28 protein-coding genes are annotated in these 17,663 nt (G+C 30.8%); all 28 read right to left on the bottom strand.

Features of this window, described 5'->3' with window-relative positions; genetic code table 11:
- Positions 1 to 10: 10 nt before the first annotated feature.
- A complete protein-coding gene (locus BBIDN127_RS04915) occupies positions 11 to 454 on the bottom strand; it encodes an Mlp family lipoprotein (RefSeq protein ID WP_014017504.1) in 444 nt (147 codons plus the stop codon).
- Positions 455 to 559: 105 nt separating this feature from the next.
- Complete coding sequence (bdr, locus tag BBIDN127_RS04910) at positions 560 to 1,114, bottom strand: Bdr family repetitive protein (RefSeq protein WP_014017503.1); 555 nt, start codon at positions 1,112 to 1,114, stop codon at positions 560 to 562.
- A 104-nt stretch (positions 1,115 to 1,218) separates the two neighbouring features.
- Positions 1,219 to 1,572, bottom strand: a complete 354-nt coding sequence (locus BBIDN127_RS04905) for a BBA14 family lipoprotein (protein ID WP_014017502.1) — start codon at positions 1,570 to 1,572, stop codon at positions 1,219 to 1,221.
- Positions 1,565 to 1,900, bottom strand: a complete 336-nt coding sequence (locus BBIDN127_RS04900; RefSeq protein WP_014017461.1) for a BlyB family putative holin accessory protein — start codon at positions 1,898 to 1,900, stop codon at positions 1,565 to 1,567. Before BBIDN127_RS04900 ends, BBIDN127_RS04905 begins: the two co-directional genes overlap by 8 nt.
- Positions 1,890 to 2,237, bottom strand: a complete 348-nt coding sequence (locus BBIDN127_RS04895; protein ID WP_014017501.1) for a BlyB family putative holin accessory protein — start codon at positions 2,235 to 2,237, stop codon at positions 1,890 to 1,892. Before BBIDN127_RS04895 ends, BBIDN127_RS04900 begins: the two co-directional genes overlap by 11 nt.
- A gap of 3 nt (positions 2,238 to 2,240) precedes the next feature.
- Complete coding sequence (gene blyA / locus BBIDN127_RS04890) at positions 2,241 to 2,444, bottom strand: holin BlyA (RefSeq protein WP_002658481.1); 204 nt, start codon at positions 2,442 to 2,444, stop codon at positions 2,241 to 2,243.
- 73 nt (positions 2,445 to 2,517) lie between these two features.
- Positions 2,518 to 3,336: a DUF685 domain-containing protein gene (locus BBIDN127_RS04885; protein ID WP_014017500.1), complete on the bottom strand. Its 819-nt coding sequence runs from the start codon at positions 3,334 to 3,336 to the stop codon at positions 2,518 to 2,520.
- Between the two features lie 9 nt (positions 3,337 to 3,345).
- Complete coding sequence (locus BBIDN127_RS04880; RefSeq protein WP_014017499.1) at positions 3,346 to 3,951, bottom strand: DUF735 family protein; 606 nt, start codon at positions 3,949 to 3,951, stop codon at positions 3,346 to 3,348.
- A 5-nt stretch (positions 3,952 to 3,956) separates the two neighbouring features.
- Positions 3,957 to 4,835 (bottom strand): DUF276 domain-containing protein, encoded by an 879-nt coding sequence (locus tag BBIDN127_RS04875; protein WP_014017498.1) that lies wholly within the window; start codon positions 4,833 to 4,835, stop codon positions 3,957 to 3,959.
- On the bottom strand, positions 4,832 to 5,164 hold the full coding sequence (locus BBIDN127_RS04870) for a DUF2634 domain-containing protein (protein ID WP_012665001.1): 333 nt from the start codon (positions 5,162 to 5,164) through the stop codon (positions 4,832 to 4,834). Before BBIDN127_RS04870 ends, BBIDN127_RS04875 begins: the two co-directional genes overlap by 4 nt.
- A gap of 29 nt (positions 5,165 to 5,193) precedes the next feature.
- Positions 5,194 to 5,754, bottom strand: coding sequence for a DUF777 family protein (locus tag BBIDN127_RS04865; RefSeq protein ID WP_014017497.1), 561 nt, complete (start codon positions 5,752 to 5,754; stop codon positions 5,194 to 5,196).
- A gap of 11 nt (positions 5,755 to 5,765) precedes the next feature.
- The gene (locus BBIDN127_RS04860; protein ID WP_014017496.1) at positions 5,766 to 6,716 is read right to left on the bottom strand and encodes a DUF693 family protein; all 951 of its coding nucleotides are present in this window, start codon (positions 6,714 to 6,716) and stop codon (positions 5,766 to 5,768) included.
- A gap of 3 nt (positions 6,717 to 6,719) precedes the next feature.
- Complete coding sequence (locus BBIDN127_RS04855; protein ID WP_014017495.1) at positions 6,720 to 7,403, bottom strand: DUF792 family protein; 684 nt, start codon at positions 7,401 to 7,403, stop codon at positions 6,720 to 6,722.
- A 21-nt stretch (positions 7,404 to 7,424) separates the two neighbouring features.
- A complete protein-coding gene (locus BBIDN127_RS04850; RefSeq protein ID WP_014017494.1) occupies positions 7,425 to 8,693 on the bottom strand; it encodes a DUF759 family protein in 1,269 nt (422 codons plus the stop codon).
- Positions 8,694 to 8,700: 7 nt separating this feature from the next.
- The gene (locus BBIDN127_RS04845; RefSeq protein ID WP_014017493.1) at positions 8,701 to 8,937 is read right to left on the bottom strand and encodes a DUF1322 family protein; all 237 of its coding nucleotides are present in this window, start codon (positions 8,935 to 8,937) and stop codon (positions 8,701 to 8,703) included.
- Entirely contained in the window at positions 8,934 to 9,389 is a 456-nt protein-coding gene (locus BBIDN127_RS04840; protein ID WP_014017492.1) for a DUF1473 family protein, read from the bottom strand. Before BBIDN127_RS04840 ends, BBIDN127_RS04845 begins: the two co-directional genes overlap by 4 nt.
- Positions 9,390 to 9,402: 13 nt before the next feature.
- Positions 9,403 to 9,831: a DUF1463 domain-containing protein gene (locus BBIDN127_RS04835; RefSeq protein WP_012665023.1), complete on the bottom strand. Its 429-nt coding sequence runs from the start codon at positions 9,829 to 9,831 to the stop codon at positions 9,403 to 9,405.
- A gap of 13 nt (positions 9,832 to 9,844) precedes the next feature.
- On the bottom strand, positions 9,845 to 10,957 hold the full coding sequence (locus BBIDN127_RS04830) for a DUF787 family protein (RefSeq protein WP_014017491.1): 1,113 nt from the start codon (positions 10,955 to 10,957) through the stop codon (positions 9,845 to 9,847).
- A complete protein-coding gene (locus BBIDN127_RS04825) occupies positions 10,938 to 11,507 on the bottom strand; it encodes a DUF764 family protein (protein ID WP_014017490.1) in 570 nt (189 codons plus the stop codon). Before BBIDN127_RS04825 ends, BBIDN127_RS04830 begins: the two co-directional genes overlap by 20 nt.
- Positions 11,504 to 11,893, bottom strand: coding sequence for a hypothetical protein (locus BBIDN127_RS04820; RefSeq protein WP_014017447.1), 390 nt, complete (start codon positions 11,891 to 11,893; stop codon positions 11,504 to 11,506). Before BBIDN127_RS04820 ends, BBIDN127_RS04825 begins: the two co-directional genes overlap by 4 nt.
- Complete coding sequence (locus BBIDN127_RS04815; protein WP_014017489.1) at positions 11,881 to 12,264, bottom strand: DUF1506 family protein; 384 nt, start codon at positions 12,262 to 12,264, stop codon at positions 11,881 to 11,883. Before BBIDN127_RS04815 ends, BBIDN127_RS04820 begins: the two co-directional genes overlap by 13 nt.
- Positions 12,264 to 12,719, bottom strand: coding sequence for a DUF3890 domain-containing protein (locus tag BBIDN127_RS04810; RefSeq protein WP_014017488.1), 456 nt, complete (start codon positions 12,717 to 12,719; stop codon positions 12,264 to 12,266). Before BBIDN127_RS04810 ends, BBIDN127_RS04815 begins: the two co-directional genes overlap by 1 nt.
- A 19-nt stretch (positions 12,720 to 12,738) precedes the next feature.
- On the bottom strand, positions 12,739 to 13,698 hold the full coding sequence (locus BBIDN127_RS04805) for a hypothetical protein (protein WP_014017487.1): 960 nt from the start codon (positions 13,696 to 13,698) through the stop codon (positions 12,739 to 12,741).
- Positions 13,699 to 13,719: 21 nt separating this feature from the next.
- The gene (locus BBIDN127_RS04800; protein WP_014017443.1) at positions 13,720 to 14,292 is read right to left on the bottom strand and encodes a DUF228 domain-containing protein; all 573 of its coding nucleotides are present in this window, start codon (positions 14,290 to 14,292) and stop codon (positions 13,720 to 13,722) included.
- A 29-nt stretch (positions 14,293 to 14,321) separates the two neighbouring features.
- A complete protein-coding gene (locus BBIDN127_RS04795) occupies positions 14,322 to 15,089 on the bottom strand; it encodes a DUF228 domain-containing protein (RefSeq protein WP_014017486.1) in 768 nt (255 codons plus the stop codon).
- Positions 15,090 to 15,096: 7 nt separating this feature from the next.
- A complete protein-coding gene (locus BBIDN127_RS04790) occupies positions 15,097 to 15,654 on the bottom strand; it encodes a DUF228 domain-containing protein (protein ID WP_014017485.1) in 558 nt (185 codons plus the stop codon).
- 11 nt (positions 15,655 to 15,665) lie between these two features.
- Positions 15,666 to 16,358: a DUF1357 family protein gene (locus BBIDN127_RS04785; protein ID WP_014017484.1), complete on the bottom strand. Its 693-nt coding sequence runs from the start codon at positions 16,356 to 16,358 to the stop codon at positions 15,666 to 15,668.
- A 16-nt stretch (positions 16,359 to 16,374) separates the two neighbouring features.
- The gene (locus BBIDN127_RS04780) at positions 16,375 to 17,598 is read right to left on the bottom strand and encodes a phage portal protein (RefSeq protein ID WP_014017483.1); all 1,224 of its coding nucleotides are present in this window, start codon (positions 17,596 to 17,598) and stop codon (positions 16,375 to 16,377) included.
- Positions 17,599 to 17,663: the final 65 nt, after the last annotated feature.

Genomic DNA, 17,663 nt, shown 5'->3' with positions numbered 1-17,663 from the left:
TATTATATTACTAATTGTTACAGTTGCTAGCTGTTTGACTTTTAAAGTTATTTATATCACTACCTTTCAAGAATCCTTGAACCACAGTTTTGAAAGTGTTTTTAGAACTATCTGCATTTTCTTTCCCAGTGCATTTATCAAGTTCGGTTTTTATGTGGTCTAGCGCTGACTTTATTTTTGACTCATCATATCCTAAAAATTTATCAAATTCTCCATCACTTTGCAGAGCTTCTTTTAACCAGTCAAGGTGTGTTTTTTGATCATCAGATAACTTTTCTCTAAGTAGTTCTTCTTTAGATTTTGGTTTTTCTTGTGGTACTTCTTTTTTTGTTAAATCACGCTTTCCCCTGCTTTTTGTTTGTTGGGCATTGTTTTTTAAAGTGTCATTATCATTAGAATTACAGCCGTTTAGCATTAGTAAAAATAAACAAAATAATATGTTGATGATTTTCATTGTTACTCCTTTCTTTATTATTAATATTCACTTAACTAAGTATTAATACTAAATATTGGATAAACAATTATTATTTGAATTGATATTCTTTAATTGAGGTAGTAGCTATTTAGGAATAAAAGTAAATATTAACCCCGCTATCATTGTGATAGCCATTGTTCCCATAATTCCCAATACCCATTTAAGCATTCCTGAAAGAGACATTAAATTCTTTTCAACATTATCTATTTTTAGATTTAAATTCTTTTCTACAGTTTCAATCTTTGTATTTAGTTCGGTTTTAACATTTTCGATTTTAGCATTTAAATTCTTTTCTACATTATCAATCTTAGAGTCTAAATTATCTATTTTTAAATTTAAATTCTTTTCTACAGTATCTATCTTAATGTCTAAATTAGATATATCCTTTTGTAAATTCTTTTCTACATTATCTATTTTAGAATTAAGTTCGTTTTTGACATTATCTATTTTAGAAACAAGATTATCAAATTTTATATCAAATTGTTTTTCTAAATTCTCTAAATCTCTATATGTAAGCTCATTGTGATAATATCTTTTAGATAAATCTTGTGCTATTAGTTGTTCCATACCCAGTCTAAGAAATTCTTTATATATTTGTTCTTGACTTACACCAGCAATATTTGTTGACACTGTTTCCATAAAATTTTCCTTTATAGTCATATTATACACTATTTTAGATTGATTGGCTTTAGAGATTTTTATATGTAAAGTAGAATTTCTTGCAAGAAAAACCTTTTTGTAATTTACATTTTTAATTGGGAATATTGATTATATACTTTTTCCGCTATTGGTTTTGTTTGTTTAATGTACTCTAAATATATCTTAATATTATGTTTTACTGCGGTTATGGAGTGTTCGTCTTTTAGTGTTGATAAGTCTGGATAAGGATATTCTGGATAATTTGGATCATTAACTTTAACTTTTGTTTTAGCTAAAAATGTTACAAGATACATAACATACTCTGAAAGTTGTGTTTCATATTTAGCTAAAGAGTTTAGTGTTTGAATAAGTGGAGGTTTTGGTTCTTCTGGTAGGCTAGCAATAGTAGTACAACATAACAACAAAACAATTAGTAGAGAATGCAATTTTTTAAGCATTTTCACTCCTTTTAAGCATTTTGATGTATTCTTTCATAATTTTGTTACGTGTTGCTTTAAGTGAAGTAATAATTTTTTTATTTTTGTCGGCAGAGATAGCCTCTATTATCTCAATATTGTATTTTAAAATATCTTTTATTTCTTCAAATATTTTCATTGACTCAGCTGTTTCCATAGATTTTAGTGTGCTTATATATGTTTTGTAGAAAAAATCTATTACTTTACTAAAAGTATTAATGTAATTATGATCTATGTTTGTATCAGTTTTAGCTATGTTAGTTAAGCTGGATAGTAAATTAAGCCCCAAACCAATAGTGTTATTTTGCATTATTTGTTCTTTCCTTATAGATAGGTATTCCTTCTTGATTGAATTTTAGATCATTAGATATTTTGAGATTTTTTTCATCAGAATTAACCAAATCAATAACCGTATTGATTTTTTCATTTAATGGAGCGAGTTTTTTAGTTATTGCTGGGGTTAATGCACTCTCAAGTCTTTCCATATTTGCTGTATAGATTAATTTATAATGAGAATACAGCTCATAAACCAAAAAGAATCCTTTATGTGCAATTTCATCAAATTCGTCTTCAAATTTAGAAAATATATCAATAAGGGTTGATAAAGACGTAAGTCCAAGCTCAACATTATCTTTGGATAATTTCATAATTTAATCTCTTTTTTTAATGTGATTTTTGCCATTACCATTGCCATTCTTGAAAATCTTGCCTATTACAATAGTCAATATGTCTTTTAATAAAGGCTTAAGAAGAATTAACACTCCTAAAACCAGAACTGTTACAAAAATCATTACGGCTATAAGTTTAATTTCGTTTAAATTGATAAGAAGTTCTGTTAATTTAATAGTATCCATTTTTTAATCCTTCATTTTAATTTTTTATTTGTATATACATTATATACCAAAACTTTAATTTTTGCTAAAAAGTTCATAGTTTCATAAGATCTGGAACTGGATCTCCATACATGTAGGCTCTTTTTTGGATATACCATCCTTTATAAATGGGAATTCTGGTGAATAGTCCGCGAGGGCCCGTAATTTCATAAACCCAATTGTATGTAATTTCATCAGAATACTTAAGATTTAATGATTTTTTCCGCATACTATTATCATTGATTTTTACTTTAATCTCAATATCAAGATAAACGGGATAATTATCGTAATTTTTGAAAAAAATAAGAGTTACATCATCATTGTCTTCCATATTAATAGATATCGCTTTATGCTCATAGTCAGAAGAATAAAGTGTAGTACTTTTAGTTATGCCACCATATTCAAAATTTGATGGTACTCCTAGCAGTTGTTTGGGAACGGGTGTTTTTTGAATACTGCTTGAAGACATTATCAAAAGATCATCACTTCTAGATAAAGTGGCTGATGATATGCTATCTGTAAGACGAGATTTAATTTTACTAAAAAGATTTGAAAGTTTACTAGATTCATTCTCAATTAGCTTGTCAACGATTAAATCGTAAATGCTTTTTATAAAATCTTTATCAGCTGCAAGCTCTTCGGCAATTGTAGACTTAATTATCTGCTTAAAATAGTCTAATCCTTCTCCTTTAAATATTTTGTCTTTAGAAGCATCTAAAAAATCTTTATAGGTAATAGCGTTACTGCTTGCAACCCCATCATCAAGTAGTAAAAGAAAATTGTTTTTTACTTCATCAACCTTTAGTCTATTTAAATCTTTTATTTGAACCGTTTCTTCTTCATCAATTAGTAATTTATCTTGATCATCGGCCATAAAACCTCCTTAGTTGTTAAAAGTTATAATATTGTTACCATCTTTATTATTAATTTTGAGAACTCTACCAATAGGAATAATTCTCTTTATAAAAGCATAAATTGAATGATCATAGCCCTTAGGAAGCGAATTAAATACTAAAGCCTTTTTAGATGCAGCATATCCCGGTTTCTTTTCTCTAATTAGAATCTTTTTAAGTCGTTTTCCTTTCTTAGTACTAGGGGAAATAAATGTAGTAAAGTTTGTTTTTATTACCCCTTTTAAAGAGATATCAATAACCCCAGCTTCAGGAGTAGTAACTTCAATGTCCACATTTAAAAAGGCCTTGAAAATCAGTCTAAACGACTCATCAGTACCAATATGACGTAAAGCAAAAATAACACTATTAATATTGCTTGTAATACTTTGTAAAGTTTGAGTTTTTGCATAAAAGATAGATAAAACTTGAGATATCCATATTGCAATATATCTTGATTTTATATTTTCTATTACATTAATGGATATGAAGTTGGAATTAAGAGATTTGAGTTCATTAAGTAGCGTTTGTGCGTATTCTGTTTCTGTAAGTATAAATTTATGAATTTCGGTATTTTTGAAAAAATTAGGTATTTTCATGTTTGTTAACTATCAATGTCAATGAGCAATCTATCTGTAGTATTGAAAAGTAGCATTGTATCATCATTAATAGCAATATCTTGATTTTTATTAAAGTCGCTATCAGTAATTTTTGAAATACTTTCAGTGTCTGTATCTTTAATACAAGCACTTATTTCCATAAACTTAATTCCTTTAACTTCATTAACTGGAGCAAAAAAGTCTTGATATTCAAAGCTAATTCCCATATCAGAATAGTTATTTGAAATAATCCTAGAATATATGTCCCTAATTTGAGAGTCTATGTTTAAGTAGAGATAGTTTTTAAGGTCAAGTTTATACTTTACTTTCAGATAAACATATTTTCTTTTCCCTAGTGATATTTTGTAGGATTTAAGTTGTCCAGTTGAATTGAGTCCATCAATTTCTATATCTCCTTCAAGTAAAGTCCCACTAGGCGTTGTTAGATATAATGTTTCCCAAAGTTTTGCTTTAAATTCGGGGTTGTTAATATTAGCTTTACTAGCGTCTAGCAAATCTTCTTTTAGAATTAGGTATATATTGGCTTTTCCAGCTGAACTTTTAATATTAGTATGCTCTACCCCATTAAGATTAAGTAAAGCGTTTCTAACAGCACTGTAAGTTGTGCTTTTAGAAGAAATGTGTTCTTCAATAGCAGCCCAATAAGTACCACCCGGTTTCATTTTAGAAAAAAAGAGATTAAGCTCATTAATTATTTCTTCTTCAATTAATGCTAAAGAAGATGCAATAATGTTGTAAATCGAGCTATTACTATCATCAATGTTAATTCCATAATTTATTCGCAAGTATTCTCTTTTGGCCCGTAATATATCCTTAATTGTACGCTTTAGAATGCCAAAATCAGAATCAAAAACAATACTCATAAATTAAACTCCATATTCAAAACATCGCCTGAGAAAAAAAAGGATATATGCACTTTGTTGTCTTGAATAATAGTAGAAATGTTTATTAAATCTAAGTTAAGTTCTTTAGATATTTCGTGAAAATAATTTTTTACAGCGTGAAGATTATTAATTTTTAACAGTTTTAAAAGTAAGAAGTAGTCCAGTCCCCAATTAGGAGCATAGCTTAAACTCCCCCTTAAGGTTTTTAAAAATATAAACAATTTTTGCTTTTGTTCTTCAATTCCATCAACAAGTGATAAATCGTTATTAAATACTAATTCAAAATTGTTGCCTAATCTTAAATCCATACTAGTAATTATACCATATTTAGCAAAAATTACTTAAACAAACTATTGATATCAGAATTAATTTTAGCAGTTGTCGGGATTAAGGTGGTCTGATCTATTATGGGGGCTTTGGTGGATGGATCTAATCCGATTTTCAAATTCTTAATAGCACCTACAATACTTTCCAGAATTGATTTTAAGGACGTTATTTCATTAGCTATTTCAATTTTATTGTTTGCTTTAATTTTAACAGTATCAGAGATTAGATTTAATGTTTTTGGGTTAATTGCACTAAGTATATAAAAATGATGTTTGTCAAAGTGAATATCGTTATTTGTATCAAAAATATTAACGCTTGATTGAAGCAGTAAAACGCTATCGCCTTTTGATAACTCTAAACTGATATTAGAGATATTTTTTGTGTGAATTTCTAAATCTTCAAATTCGGGTATTGTAACAATAGCTTCTTGAGCTTGTTGTTTAAAATCCTTTACAGTGCCAATTTTAATTATAAAAATGTTTGAATAAATCCAATTTTTAACGTCCTCTTGTGCTAAAGCATGTCCATAAAGACGCTGATTCATTCTGTAAATTTCATAGTCTTCATTCATTCTGGTCCCCTTTATTTTTTACGTTTTGTATTAGAATCATCTTCTAACTTTAATATTAATGAACACTCTCCCGTGTTGCTAAGCCTTGCACTTGTTTCTTTTATGGTGGTTTTTATCATTTTCCCTAGTCCGTCAATAAATGAAACTTTATCTCCAACATTTAACTTATGTGTGAAAAATGTTTTTGCGTTCCAAAATATAAGATTTTTTTTGAGTGTAGTGCCCAAGGTAATTTCTTGTTGTGGTATGAATTCAAGTCCATAGTCTTCTAATGCTTCGTAGTGGACATTTTCCCCCTTTTTTTTATAATTAGTAAATATCATATAGCATTCATATCCCCGTAAACCAGTACCAATATCGGCTATTACGTTATGAACATATTTTCCTTTTATTTTGTCAATAAACTCTTTTGGTGTTGTGGCATAAATATCTTTGTCAATGATTTTAAGACTATCTTTTTCGTCCATATTAAGGATATTGCGATTGGGAAATACGGATTCTATTGCTTCTTGTACCGTCTTGCCTTTAAAGTTTTTGCCCTCTTTGCCTGCCAATTTGCGATTAAAAAAATTGCTTTTAGTTAATAAACGAACATCAAGATCTACACTAAAATCTCCACCTGGATAATCAGTGCTCATAGGGGGTCCTAAAGTGCCTGCCATTATGAAATCAAAATTTTTTTCATGAGCAAATTTCTTATAATATATTTTTACTATATCTCCGAATTTAATGTCGTCGGTGAAGTCTAAAGGAAGATTCCAAAGTACAACTTTTGCTTGTTTGGAACTTATAGTATGAATATTTGAATATACGTTGGATATGGAAATATCAATATGAATTCCATCTTGTGTATTGATTATAATTTTAGGAATTTCTTCGGCGAAAGGAATTCCATCAGGTGATTTTTTTGATGTATCTACATTGTAGAACTCAATTTTAAAATCATATTGTAGTAACAGCATTTTTTATCCTTTATATTTTTCCAATGCAAATGTTTTTACTATTTCTATTGATAAACTAACTTCAACTTCATCAATGAAAGGAGTGTCCTTAAACGAAAGACTTGTAATTACGGCCAATTCTTTTAGGCCAAAAGTTGGACTGTAGATACTAAAAGGAACGTGAGCTTGTATTCTATTGGCTAGTTGTTCTTTTGCAAGATGCACATCAAAACGTAGCATAGTATTGCCAAAAACAGTCATTTTAAGCAAAGAAAGCATATCCTTATATAAGGATGTTAGAATTCCACCGTTTAATGATATATGTTCACCAGTCATTACTGGATTGTAGCTTACATATTCTGCTTTTCTATCATAATAGTTGATAACTGGTCTTTTAGAGCAACTAGTATTATAGGTGCGTGTTATGAGTTCGGTTTTTGGTTTTACAAAAAACAATTGAGGAACATATCCAAAACCTTTTAAATCCATTCTTGGGAATAACACTAAAAAATTATCTGCACCAAAAAGGGCAAATATTTGGGTTATTACATCTCTTATTATTCGAGTAATTTCCCTGATTTCTTTCCTTTCAATATCCTCGATTTTTTCCTTAATTTTTTTCTTTTCAAGATTATTATTGTTAGTATTTTTAGTATTAATATCTATTTTGTTAATTACTTTGTTAGCAATTTTTTTGTTACTTTTCATAAGTATTACCCTTTGTGAAAATTATGGTGTGCTGTTAGCATTGTCTTGATTTTGATTATTTTCTGGTTTAGGTTTAGGTGGATTAGGGGTAGGGGCAGGCGTGGGGCCTTCTTCAAAATAATGCCCAACCAATGGCAACTTAGCAAAAAGACTTTTTAATCCTTTAAAAAAAGGCACAACAACGTGTGTGTGAAATGTAAAGCCTTCAAAGTACTTAATTATCTTGTTAATGAGATTAAGTATTGGGTCTAAGACAGTAGTGGTTAAGTTTTGAAGAGTTTGCTCAGCTGAGGCCAAATTACTCTGAATACTCTCAGCAGTATTTACTTTTCCTGTAAGGCCAAAAGATTTAAAATCCTTGAACATTTCCATCATCTTGGTAATTCTAGACTCTAGATCTACTTGAGCCCCGCTTTGCCAGGCCATTTTGGCATCTTCTATGTATTTGTCACCAACACCTGACTTTTTTAGTAGTTCAAAAAGCTCACTTCCATCACCCCCAAGGACACTATTAACAGCTTTTACAGCATCTTCACTGCTCATAGCACCACTGGATTTAAGCATAGCTGCAAATTCTACTGCGTTTTTCAAATTAGTTGAATTTAACATATCTAAGTCCCTTAAAGTACCCTTAAAGACACTTGCTTGATTTAAGAATTCTTCTTTTTCTAAATCGCGCTCAAAACCTTTCATTCTACCAAGAATACCCAAAAGACTCTTTTTCTCTTTTGGATCACCATAAAACGCCTTATTGAGAAGTTGTGTTCTTTTTGTTTTGGTGTCTTCTTCAACCGCTTTTTTAGCAAAACCTAAAAGGCCTCCTCCAACTTTACTCATAGCGTTGCTAATGATATTCCCCAGGGCACTACCTATTGCAATTTTGGCAACAAGTCCTTTTCCTTGAGAGGCTGCTAGCATTTTACTTTTTGCTTTTGATTCTTTTGCAAGTTCTTTATACTCAAGGCGTCTTTTGTCTTTATCAGACATTAAAGATCTTCTGAAGGCTTCTTTTCTTGCTTTTTCAAAGCCCATGCCCTGTTTCATAAGCTTTTTAGTTTGTGTAAGTCTATATTTCTCAACACGCTCTCTTAAGCTTTCAAATTTAGATTGTCTGCTTAATTCGTTTTTCTTGTCGGACAAATTATTTTTTACAATATCTTTAGTACTACCCAAGCTGGAGTTTCTGGGTTTAAGATATTTTTCCATTTTGGAAATATCTTGTTCGATAGCCTTTTTTGTTGCAGCATGATCAAGAATCCCTTTAAATTTAATGGTGAATTTGTCGCTCACTAAACCCTCACTTGCCTAGAATTAATTCATACAATTCTTTTTCTAATTTGATATCAGCAAGTCTATTGACTTCTAAAAGCTCGTCATAAGGCAATTTTTTTACATTGTCGTACGAGCAAATATTCATAATTACTGGAAAAAAGTATTTATTGTTCTTAATCTCGTCAAGCAAGTTAAAATACTTTTTTCTAGTCTCATTAAGACTTGCAATAGTTTTTTCAATATCTCTATTTCTTTTGTTCATTTAGCAACCAGCTCATTAGAATTTGATGTAATTGATGATAGCGAAGTGGCTACTTTTTCATAATCAAAATTTTCATTGATATAGTCAAAAGTAACAAAATCCCCAACATTATTTTCATATTCACTCAAATATACTAAAGCGGGTTTTTTTAGATCATTGTCTAAATGAAAAGTATTAAATTGTGCAGTGTAAATTATTGCAACAAGATAATCTTTATAATAAGAAATAAATTCTCTATTTTGATCCAAAATCAAATAGAATTCGTCTAAAAATTTTGGACTTATCATTAAACTTGTGATTTCTCTTAAGTATTTCACTTCATTAAGCTTTAAAACAGCGTCACTTTGATTAAATCCCAGTACTCTATCCCATTCATAAACCGGTAATACTCTAAGTGGATATTCATAAGTTTTGTTTTTAGTTAAAATTTTCATTTTATATCTCATTATCATAATGACTTTCCTTTTAAGTGTTGTTTGGTTTAGATTTTTGGCAATTAATAGCCCTAATTTCAAAAGATACTTTTTCGGCCTCAGCAGAATAACTTCTTGAAGGCTCTTCAGTAAAAATTGCATAGTTAGAAATAATTTTAGTAGCAATTCTATCATTGAATGCTAAATCAAGCATTTTATCCTCTTTTCTTACATCCATGTTGTAAAACTGTTCATCAGAAAGTTCAGTTAACAATCTATAGTCATGACTACCTAGCGTCACTTCAATGTTGAAAACATAAGTTATCGTTTTGGGATCTCTTAAACTTATTACAGGCATACCTTTATCTTCACTGCTAATCACTGCTCTTGTTGTGGGTTCGCTTGTAAGCTCTAGTTTGCCACTATGTAGCTGTGTACCACCAATTGAAAAATAAACTTCTCTTAAATCATAAAATTGCATAATTTTACACTCCTTATACGCTTAAACTATTTTGATAATCAACTATATCTTGAGTAGTAATTACTAAAGTAACAGCATTAATGCTAAAGTTATAAGTAATATTCACACTAAGTTCTAATTTAAGTTGTGGTGTAGGAGAAAGAGTAAGTCTTAAATTTTTGTACTCTATTATTAGTCCTCTATCTACAAACCGTTTAAGTAGACATTCAATTGCTGAAGTATATGCATTGTCTCTAGCCCCACTAAGCTGCAGTGCTGATAATTTGCTATTTTGTCTATTGTTTTTGTTCCAAATTCTGATAAGCTCAATAATTGCTTCATTTTTTATGTAATGATAAGTAAAAAGCTCATCTATTGAACTTCCAGCAAGATCAACACCTTCTTTAAAAGCAGGCATACCATCAAGACCAGTTTCATTAAGAAGTGAATAAAAGTTAATTTTTGCAGTTCGTAACTTTCCAATTACAGTGTCGTCAACAAGCGGTGTAGCAGCCAGTGGCATACCATAAGGATTAACAGCGTGAAAAATGCTTGCTTGATGTAAATATTGACTTATAAATTTAAGGTGTAAATTGTCTTTATTATTGCTGTAAATAGCAATATTTCTTTCTTTTTCAGTATTGCCTTTATCTTTAAATAGTTCTTTTATTTCTTGTTCTTTAGTTGAGAATACAAAAAAAGTTGAAGGCATTTTGAATTTATTATAGTCATCTTTGTAAATTTTAAGTCCATCATCCGATGCATCCCCTTCAGTGTTGATAAGTACAACAAAAGTGTGCCTATGTATTTTAAGATAATTTTTTAGCTCTTCAGGCTTATCCTTATAAATGAAAAGATCGGTTGATTTTAATGATTCTTCGCTTGAATTGAAAAAATTTGACATTGCAGTTTTTAACAGTGTTTTTTCTTTTCCAAACTGATCTTGTCCATTTCCATTGTCTTTTTCCAAAGTTTCAATTTGTTTTTCATAATTATTAACGGTTAAATTCAATGTTATAAAGTTGGCGGCATCTTTATTAACTTTGATTTTAGCTGTTTTGTAAACCAAAAGTGGATTGTAATAATTGGGCCTGCTAGTCTGAATCCTAGAATCAAGCAAACTTACACTAATTGTATCTTGCGGCAATTTTGTATTCCTCCTTTAAAGTTTCAATTGCTTTTACACTAGCATTGAATGCTACAGATGCACTGTATGCATGATTGCTATATTTTGTGCCTAAATTAATAAGCCCAACTGTTTGCATGTTAGATATTGGATAAATGTAAAGGTTAATTTTTCTAATATATTCGGGTTGAGACTGACTTTCTAAAGTATACTTATGGGCTTTATTGTGTAGAAAGTTGCTAAGCATACTATAAAGCACTAACATACGTGAATTAGCGTCAAAATCTTGAGCGTTTAACACTATCGCAATAATATATATTTGAAAATTTATACTAAATTCCAAAGCATTTTCATAAAATGCACCGGCTCTAGAATTATGATCAAATAGATGTTCTGTACCATCAAATTTCAATGCTATTATATTTGAGCTAGCAGCTGTGATTTTTGAAAGGTACGGGTGATTGTAAGTATTTATGATATCGCACTCAAAATTATTTTCAGTTGCATAAGCCTTAAACCCCTTAAATATTTGAGTTAAATGATTTAATACCATATCTAAAGTTAAAATCATTCAAGTGTTACCTTATAAGTAATCTCTGATAACATTTTGGCTGTATCAACAAGTGGAATTGCTGCAGTGTTACTCCCCCTTTTATGCTTGCTTTTAATTGTATTAGCCTTTAAGGCTGGAGTGACTTGTGCTGATAATAGATAATTTTCATAGTACCTTATAAAAGCTTGTCCAATAGCTTCCATTCCCGATTTAGGGTCAAGATTAAACTTAGAATTTATATAACTATTATTGATATATTCTCTAAACTCAGAACTACTAGCAATTTTGGTTAAATGTTTTCTTGCTGGTAAATTGCTGCTCCCTTTTTCATGCATTCTAGCAATTCCTGCACGACCACCAAACCACCCAATTTCCAATTCCATTTTAAATTCTAGCTTGTCCATATAAATTCCTTTAAAACCAAAGTAAAATATCCGATTGAAGAGTCAATACTAAATATTTCAAAGTAAACTAAATCAGCAATTGATATTCGGTCTTTAAGCTCAAAGTTAAGGTCTTGGTATGTGTAAAGTTTAGAATACCCTTGAATATCAGACATATCAGAATCATAAAGCATTGCAAGTTCTTGTGGCTTTATGTCAATAATAACTCCTGCAAATTCAGTGTACTTATTTTTATCAAATACTCTCTGATAAGAAGAATCATTCTCAAGCTTTACAACAGTGCCTTTATAAAATTTTAAGGGTTGAGGGTCTTTAAATACGTTGATCATACGGAAAGACATATCTGAAAGTCTTTTTCTAACACCATTCATTAGACAACCCCCACACAAGATGGCGTTGAAGTTTCTCTTTTTAGTTTTTCTAAAAATGCATCGAGTTGTGAACAAAAATTCTTATTTGATCCACAACCCCCCTCACCACCTTCTTCGCTCCCACTATTGCTAGGATAATAATCAAGTTCAAGTTCATTGAATTTTTCTTTTTTGATCCTATCAAATTCAAATTCTCGAACAACGCCCTGTTTTCTTAATTGACAACCCATGTGGTAGAAAGTAAGTAAAAATATTTGTTCATATGTCAGTGAACTAGCATCAATACCGCGTGTTACTAGAATAGCTTGAAGTAGGGATAAATGAAGTAGAAAATTTTGCTTACTTAGTGCAAATTGGTCTATCCCTAATAGCAATAACACTTCTGAATGGAGTTTTGTTACTAAAAGTTCTTCTTCTCCCTCGGCTTGTGCTTGTAAGTTTCCTTGTTCACTCATTTTCACTTACCTTATACTTTTAACTTTGCTTTATGTTAACTTGCAAAATAGTTTTTCTAGTAGCAAGTAGACCGCCCAAAACAAAATCAATGTATGAATGAGCAATATCAGTTGAGTCTTTGTCAACTTGTTCATTTGGTGTAGGTAGCATATACTTGCTAGGTTTGAATTTAATAAGTTCTGAATTTAGTGGATAAATGAGTATTTTATGTTTTAGCAAGTTTGAAGTCTCAATATAAACATCTTCTCTATTATTAATAGCTTTAATAGTTTGAATCAAAACATCTTCCCATTTTTCACTGCTACTTGCTACACCCTGTGCTGCTGCGTATGGTTTTACAAGTTTAAGTGAAGTTGCGGGATCAACTATTACCATCATAGGTGTGGAAAATTCGTCTCCTAGTTCTAACTTTGAAAGTCCAGCTTCAATCTTTTCAAAGATTTTATCCATTTTATCTTTATCACCACTAGCAACTTCTTCTTTTATCTGCTCCGGCATATTAAGTAGTCCATACATATTCGGAAGTAGACGTTTTTGATTTTTCCCATCTTTTTGAATCGAAACAGTACCTGTTAGTACAAAGTGATTGATAAGCTTAATAATTTCACTACTTGCAAGCTTATAAGCTTGTGCAAAAGGAAGTAAATTATTATTAATGTCCCCAATATATGAGTCTGAAGTATAAAATTTCTCAGAAGCTTGTTTTAAATGTCTGAATTTATACTGTAATTTTAAATAATTAAGTCTTACCACCTCAGAACTAAAACCAATAGTTGAGATAGTATTAACCTCATTGGCAATTGTTGTAGGATTAGCATTTAGAAACGCGTCCCATTTTACGGTTTTTTGATATCCCATTTGTAGATCAACATCTTCAATTTGATCCGGCGAAAACCATTTATACATAATAGGATCTTTAACTTCTCCTATGATATTTGCCACGGCTTTTGCATAATAATTTTCATCAAATAATTCCATATTAAATCCTCCTAAATATTATTAATTTCTACTCATAGCTTTATTTCCAAATACAGCTACTTTTACTAAATAAACTTCATTGCTAATTTGCTTTGCATCAGATAATGCTGTTGCATTAATAGTTGCTTTATTTGGTGCTCCAGTAACCTTTTCAAGAGCGCCGTCTTTATTAAAAACAAGTTTGTCTTTTGTTTTAACCGTAGCGTCTTTTGCTACTAAGTAGCCCTCAAAATTATTTGTAATTGGTACAATAGTAGCTGTTTTACTAAATTCATCTATATCAATACAGATTCCATACAAGTCTTCACCACCACCAGCCTCAACATGTGGTTCATAATGATTTTGATTATCTTGCGCCTCTTGAATAACTCTTTTCACTCCACGCTTGTATGGATACCCCAAAAATGGATGATTTTCTAATTTATCAAACCTACTAGTTCTAGTGCCTCCAGAAGCAAAAAATTGTACGTTTTTGTCTCTAAATTCATTAGAATTGCTAAGCAAACTAGCGTCATGTTGGGGATTTTTCATAAACTTTTCGAGTTTACTTCTCTTCTCTTGATACTCTTTTACTAATTGCGTTGTATCTCCCATTTATTTACCTCCTTTTATTCGCTTAAGATTTAACCGCCATCAGGAATTACTATTTTCTCAAGGCTTCTATTGCCAAAAATTGCAACTTTTATCAAATTAATAGAATACTCTTGCCTAGGATATCTAGCTTGGTCTTGTGCCATATAATTCTCAGGCACAAAATTGATTGTAAATGAATCAGATAAAGCATATATGTTAATTGCGGTTGGTGGCCCACCTCCAGCCTTGATAATAACCCCGTTATTATTTATGTCTAGTATTTCTCCTATTTTTATACTTGGATTCCTTGTAACAAGGTACCCTTCAAAATTGTTAGTAATTGGCAATACATACGCGGTACAACTAAACTCACATACATCTACACATATCCCATACATATCAGTATCAGCTCCAACTTCTACATATATAGAGTTCTCTTTTGGAACAAGTTTAACCCCACGCTTGTATGGAAAACTATTTGCTGGATCGTAAAGGTATTCTTCTATTTTGTCTGTATAGCTTGAACATGAAAATGAATATGCATCAACTCGCTCATTCTTAGATTTAAAACAGCTACTTGAACTGCTAAAAACCTTATTTTCAATTGAGCTCATAGATTTTACATATTTCTTGAATTTCAAAAGAATATCATCGAGTTCGTCAATTGACTCCAAATATGGGTCTTTTGCTTGTGCATCCTCAGCTTGTCTTGCTTGCCGTTTAGCCCTAGGAGCAACGGAAACCTGTGCCTCTAAACCTAACTGCAGGTTATCAACAGCGTCAAGATTTTCAACTTGCTCGTTACCTTTTAAAGCCATAATTTAATTACCCTTTAATCGCTCTATTCCCAAATACACTGGCAAGCACTATAAATAAATCTTCTGTCAATTTATGTGCTTTTGATAGTGCTATTGCATTGACGGTTTTTTGACCCCCAGTGGCCTTTTCAAGTTCTCCATGTTGGTTAAAGTTCAGTTTATCTCCTGGATTTACACTATTTTGTCCATCTTTCTTTAGTGTTAAATATCCAGTAAAGTTATTTGTAATTGGTATAACAGTTGCCATACCGCTAAATTCATCTATATCGGAGCACACTCCATATAAATCATCTCCACCACCAGCCTCAACTTCTAGCTCTGTTGTTCCATCACCAAAACTAAGTTTTACTCCTCGCTTATACGGATACCCTTTAACGGGGTAATTTTCTATTTTGTCCTTACTGCTAGTAGACACTCCACCAGAATTAGAAAAAATTAGATTTTGGTCTCTAAAATCAATAGAATTACTAAGCAGCCCCGCGTCTTGTTGGGGATTTTTCATTAATGCTTTAATTTCTGCAACTTTTTTATCAAACTCTTGTTTGATTTTCGTTATATCACGCATTAAAAACTCCTTTAAGCAATACTTGTTCTTTTATGTCTTTTTAGATTTTCATAAAATTGAATTCGTCTTTGCTTGTATGTATTACTTATTGCTTGTACAAATTCTGTAAAATTAATTGGCACAAAATTAGAATCAAGTAAACTTGCTCTTTCTTCTGATTTGGCAACAATATTGCCCTTAATAGCGTCAACAGAAGAAGAATTGCTACTCGCATTTTTTCTTAATTTAATGTTCACTTTTGCTAAAGAAACAAGCTGTTCTAATATCTCCCCATCGATATGACTTATATCTGACACTTTAGCAATAGCTTTAATTTGCTCAATTGGAACAAACTTGCGAACAAGTTCTCTACGTTGTGCTTGCATAATGTCTTTCAGTGTGTATCCCTTTGCAAGTAACACTTCCTTATTGAAATGGTTGCTAAGATGTGCTTTTGCAAGTGTATCAATTTCATTAATTCGCTCAGCCTCTAGTAACAATTGCTTTTCAACACGCTCCCGCTCTTCAACTTCTGCAAGTTCTTTTGTTATTCGCTCATTTATACTTAAATCTCTACTTGTCTCTTTGGATTTACTGGTTGCTTGTTCTTTAAAGTGCATGTACTCTTCAAATTCCTGTGCACTGATAACTTTAGTATCAGCCTTATTTTGCTGCTCCTCTTTATCTTGTGCCTGCAAGTTTTCTTTTTCTTCTTTCTCAATCACTTTTTAACTCCTTTTCTCAAAATGAGAATAATTTCTCTTTTAAAATCGCTAGCTCCTCATTATTAAAAGAACTACTCTGTATAAGCTGGTTATATTTGCTGTAAAGCTCAATTAGCTTTATATCTCTTTCCACTTTTTGTTCTTCACTTAACATAATCAGCGAATTAAACTTCATATCAAGCCCGAAATACTTTTTAAGCTTTAAGTTACAAGAGTTCTCAACTTGTTCTTGTACGCCTTTTAGAAAATCGTAATAATTGCTCCTATCACCTTTACCATCATTTCCTAGTCCTTTAGCCTGCTCATTAAAACTTCTGGTTAAGGGTTCTTTGGTATCTGCACCAATTTTAGCTTTAATTAATGCTAACGCCTCCTTTAAGTAACTAAGGTCATATTTAATAACTTCCAAACTAGCACTGGGGGTAGCTGTATAAAACATTCCCTCATTATTTAGATTGCTTTTTAGCCTGGCAAGTTCCTGTGATAATGAGTCATTAAGGTTTCTTAAATTAGAAATATCTTTACTATGATTGTTTGTATTTTGTTTTCTCAAAAAAGAAGATAAAATGCCACTTCCCCTATCATTATTGCTCTGAGTAAGTGCACTTAAAGAAGTTGTTGCACTAGAAAGTGCGTCTTGTAGTTGTACTAAAGATTCATCTTTGTAAAACAAAAAATTGTGGTTTTCAATACGTCTTTCTATTTCAACGTATATCTTTTCAAATAAATAAATATCTAGCAAAAAGCTTTCGGTATAACACGGAACATATCTTTTTAAGATATAATCAAAGTTTTCATATATGATAAGTCGACTTTTATGTATTTTAACTGCATCTAAAGAATTGTTCTTATTGTTGGATTTTACTTTATAGGTTATATGATCAAAATCAACTCCCAAATCTCTTACATATTCATAATCAAGGTATTCAAAACCAATAGGTAATTCTATATTAACGGGTTGTTCGAGATCTATTAGGGTATCTTTGGTTTTTACTAAAACATAGCCAATACCATGAAAACGGTAGCTTATAATACAATTAAGCAGAGCATTCTTAAGCTGTACCTTTAACCTAGCAAGTTCAACATCGCTAACATTGTGGTCAGTGCTCTCAAGAACAAGCCCGTTCTTGAGACAATCTTCTGCTACATTTTCTATATAATTTCTAAAAAATATTGAATATTTATATAGTTCTAGTGAACTTATTTTATCTATTAATTTTGTTTTTCTTAAATCACACACCGTTTTACTTCTCTTTATTAAATTAGATGTATGATAGCAAAAACTAATATTTTTGTCAATAAAAT

Origin of the sequence: Borreliella bissettiae DN127, from assembly GCF_000222305.1 — a bacterium.
GTDB lineage: Bacteria > Spirochaetota > Spirochaetia > Borreliales > Borreliaceae > Borreliella > Borreliella carolinensis.
Note: the sequence above shows the minus strand (reverse complement) of the source record. Positions and strands in the feature narration are given on the sequence as shown.

What these genes read in the sequence shown, in the direction of transcription:
- blyA (WP_002658481.1), bottom strand. Translation starts at nt 2,444, where the DNA reads ATGGATACTATTAAATTAACAGAACTTCTTATCAATTTAAACGAAATT.
- BBIDN127_RS04825 (WP_014017490.1), bottom strand. Translation starts at nt 11,507, where the DNA reads ATGATTTTAACTTTAGATATGGTATTAAATCATTTAACTCAAATATTT.
- BBIDN127_RS04790 (WP_014017485.1), bottom strand. Translation starts at nt 15,654, where the DNA reads ATGCGTGATATAACGAAAATCAAACAAGAGTTTGATAAAAAAGTTGCA.
- bdr (WP_014017503.1), bottom strand. Translation starts at nt 1,114, where the DNA reads ATGGAAACAGTGTCAACAAATATTGCTGGTGTAAGTCAAGAACAAATA.
- BBIDN127_RS04875 (WP_014017498.1), bottom strand. Translation starts at nt 4,835, where the DNA reads ATGAGTATTGTTTTTGATTCTGATTTTGGCATTCTAAAGCGTACAATT.
- BBIDN127_RS04800 (WP_014017443.1), bottom strand. Translation starts at nt 14,292, where the DNA reads ATGGGAGATACAACGCAATTAGTAAAAGAGTATCAAGAGAAGAGAAGT.
- BBIDN127_RS04810 (WP_014017488.1), bottom strand. Translation starts at nt 12,719, where the DNA reads ATGAGTGAACAAGGAAACTTACAAGCACAAGCCGAGGGAGAAGAAGAA.
- BBIDN127_RS04805 (WP_014017487.1), bottom strand. Translation starts at nt 13,698, where the DNA reads ATGGAATTATTTGATGAAAATTATTATGCAAAAGCCGTGGCAAATATC.
- BBIDN127_RS04870 (WP_012665001.1), bottom strand. Translation starts at nt 5,164, where the DNA reads ATGGATTTAAGATTAGGCAACAATTTTGAATTAGTATTTAATAACGAT.
- BBIDN127_RS04840 (WP_014017492.1), bottom strand. Translation starts at nt 9,389, where the DNA reads ATGATAATGAGATATAAAATGAAAATTTTAACTAAAAACAAAACTTAT.
- BBIDN127_RS04905 (WP_014017502.1), bottom strand. Translation starts at nt 1,572, where the DNA reads ATGCTTAAAAAATTGCATTCTCTACTAATTGTTTTGTTGTTATGTTGT.
- BBIDN127_RS04900 (WP_014017461.1), bottom strand. Translation starts at nt 1,900, where the DNA reads ATGCAAAATAACACTATTGGTTTGGGGCTTAATTTACTATCCAGCTTA.
- BBIDN127_RS04835 (WP_012665023.1), bottom strand. Translation starts at nt 9,831, where the DNA reads ATGCAATTTTATGATTTAAGAGAAGTTTATTTTTCAATTGGTGGTACA.
- BBIDN127_RS04880 (WP_014017499.1), bottom strand. Translation starts at nt 3,951, where the DNA reads ATGAAAATACCTAATTTTTTCAAAAATACCGAAATTCATAAATTTATA.
- BBIDN127_RS04865 (WP_014017497.1), bottom strand. Translation starts at nt 5,754, where the DNA reads ATGAATGAAGACTATGAAATTTACAGAATGAATCAGCGTCTTTATGGA.
- BBIDN127_RS04845 (WP_014017493.1), bottom strand. Translation starts at nt 8,937, where the DNA reads ATGAACAAAAGAAATAGAGATATTGAAAAAACTATTGCAAGTCTTAAT.
- BBIDN127_RS04915 (WP_014017504.1), bottom strand. Translation starts at nt 454, where the DNA reads ATGAAAATCATCAACATATTATTTTGTTTATTTTTACTAATGCTAAAC.
- BBIDN127_RS04795 (WP_014017486.1), bottom strand. Translation starts at nt 15,089, where the DNA reads ATGGCTTTAAAAGGTAACGAGCAAGTTGAAAATCTTGACGCTGTTGAT.
- BBIDN127_RS04860 (WP_014017496.1), bottom strand. Translation starts at nt 6,716, where the DNA reads ATGCTGTTACTACAATATGATTTTAAAATTGAGTTCTACAATGTAGAT.
- BBIDN127_RS04820 (WP_014017447.1), bottom strand. Translation starts at nt 11,893, where the DNA reads ATGGACAAGCTAGAATTTAAAATGGAATTGGAAATTGGGTGGTTTGGT.
- BBIDN127_RS04885 (WP_014017500.1), bottom strand. Translation starts at nt 3,336, where the DNA reads ATGGCCGATGATCAAGATAAATTACTAATTGATGAAGAAGAAACGGTT.
- BBIDN127_RS04815 (WP_014017489.1), bottom strand. Translation starts at nt 12,264, where the DNA reads ATGAATGGTGTTAGAAAAAGACTTTCAGATATGTCTTTCCGTATGATC.
- BBIDN127_RS04855 (WP_014017495.1), bottom strand. Translation starts at nt 7,403, where the DNA reads ATGAAAAGTAACAAAAAAATTGCTAACAAAGTAATTAACAAAATAGAT.
- BBIDN127_RS04895 (WP_014017501.1), bottom strand. Translation starts at nt 2,237, where the DNA reads ATGAAATTATCCAAAGATAATGTTGAGCTTGGACTTACGTCTTTATCA.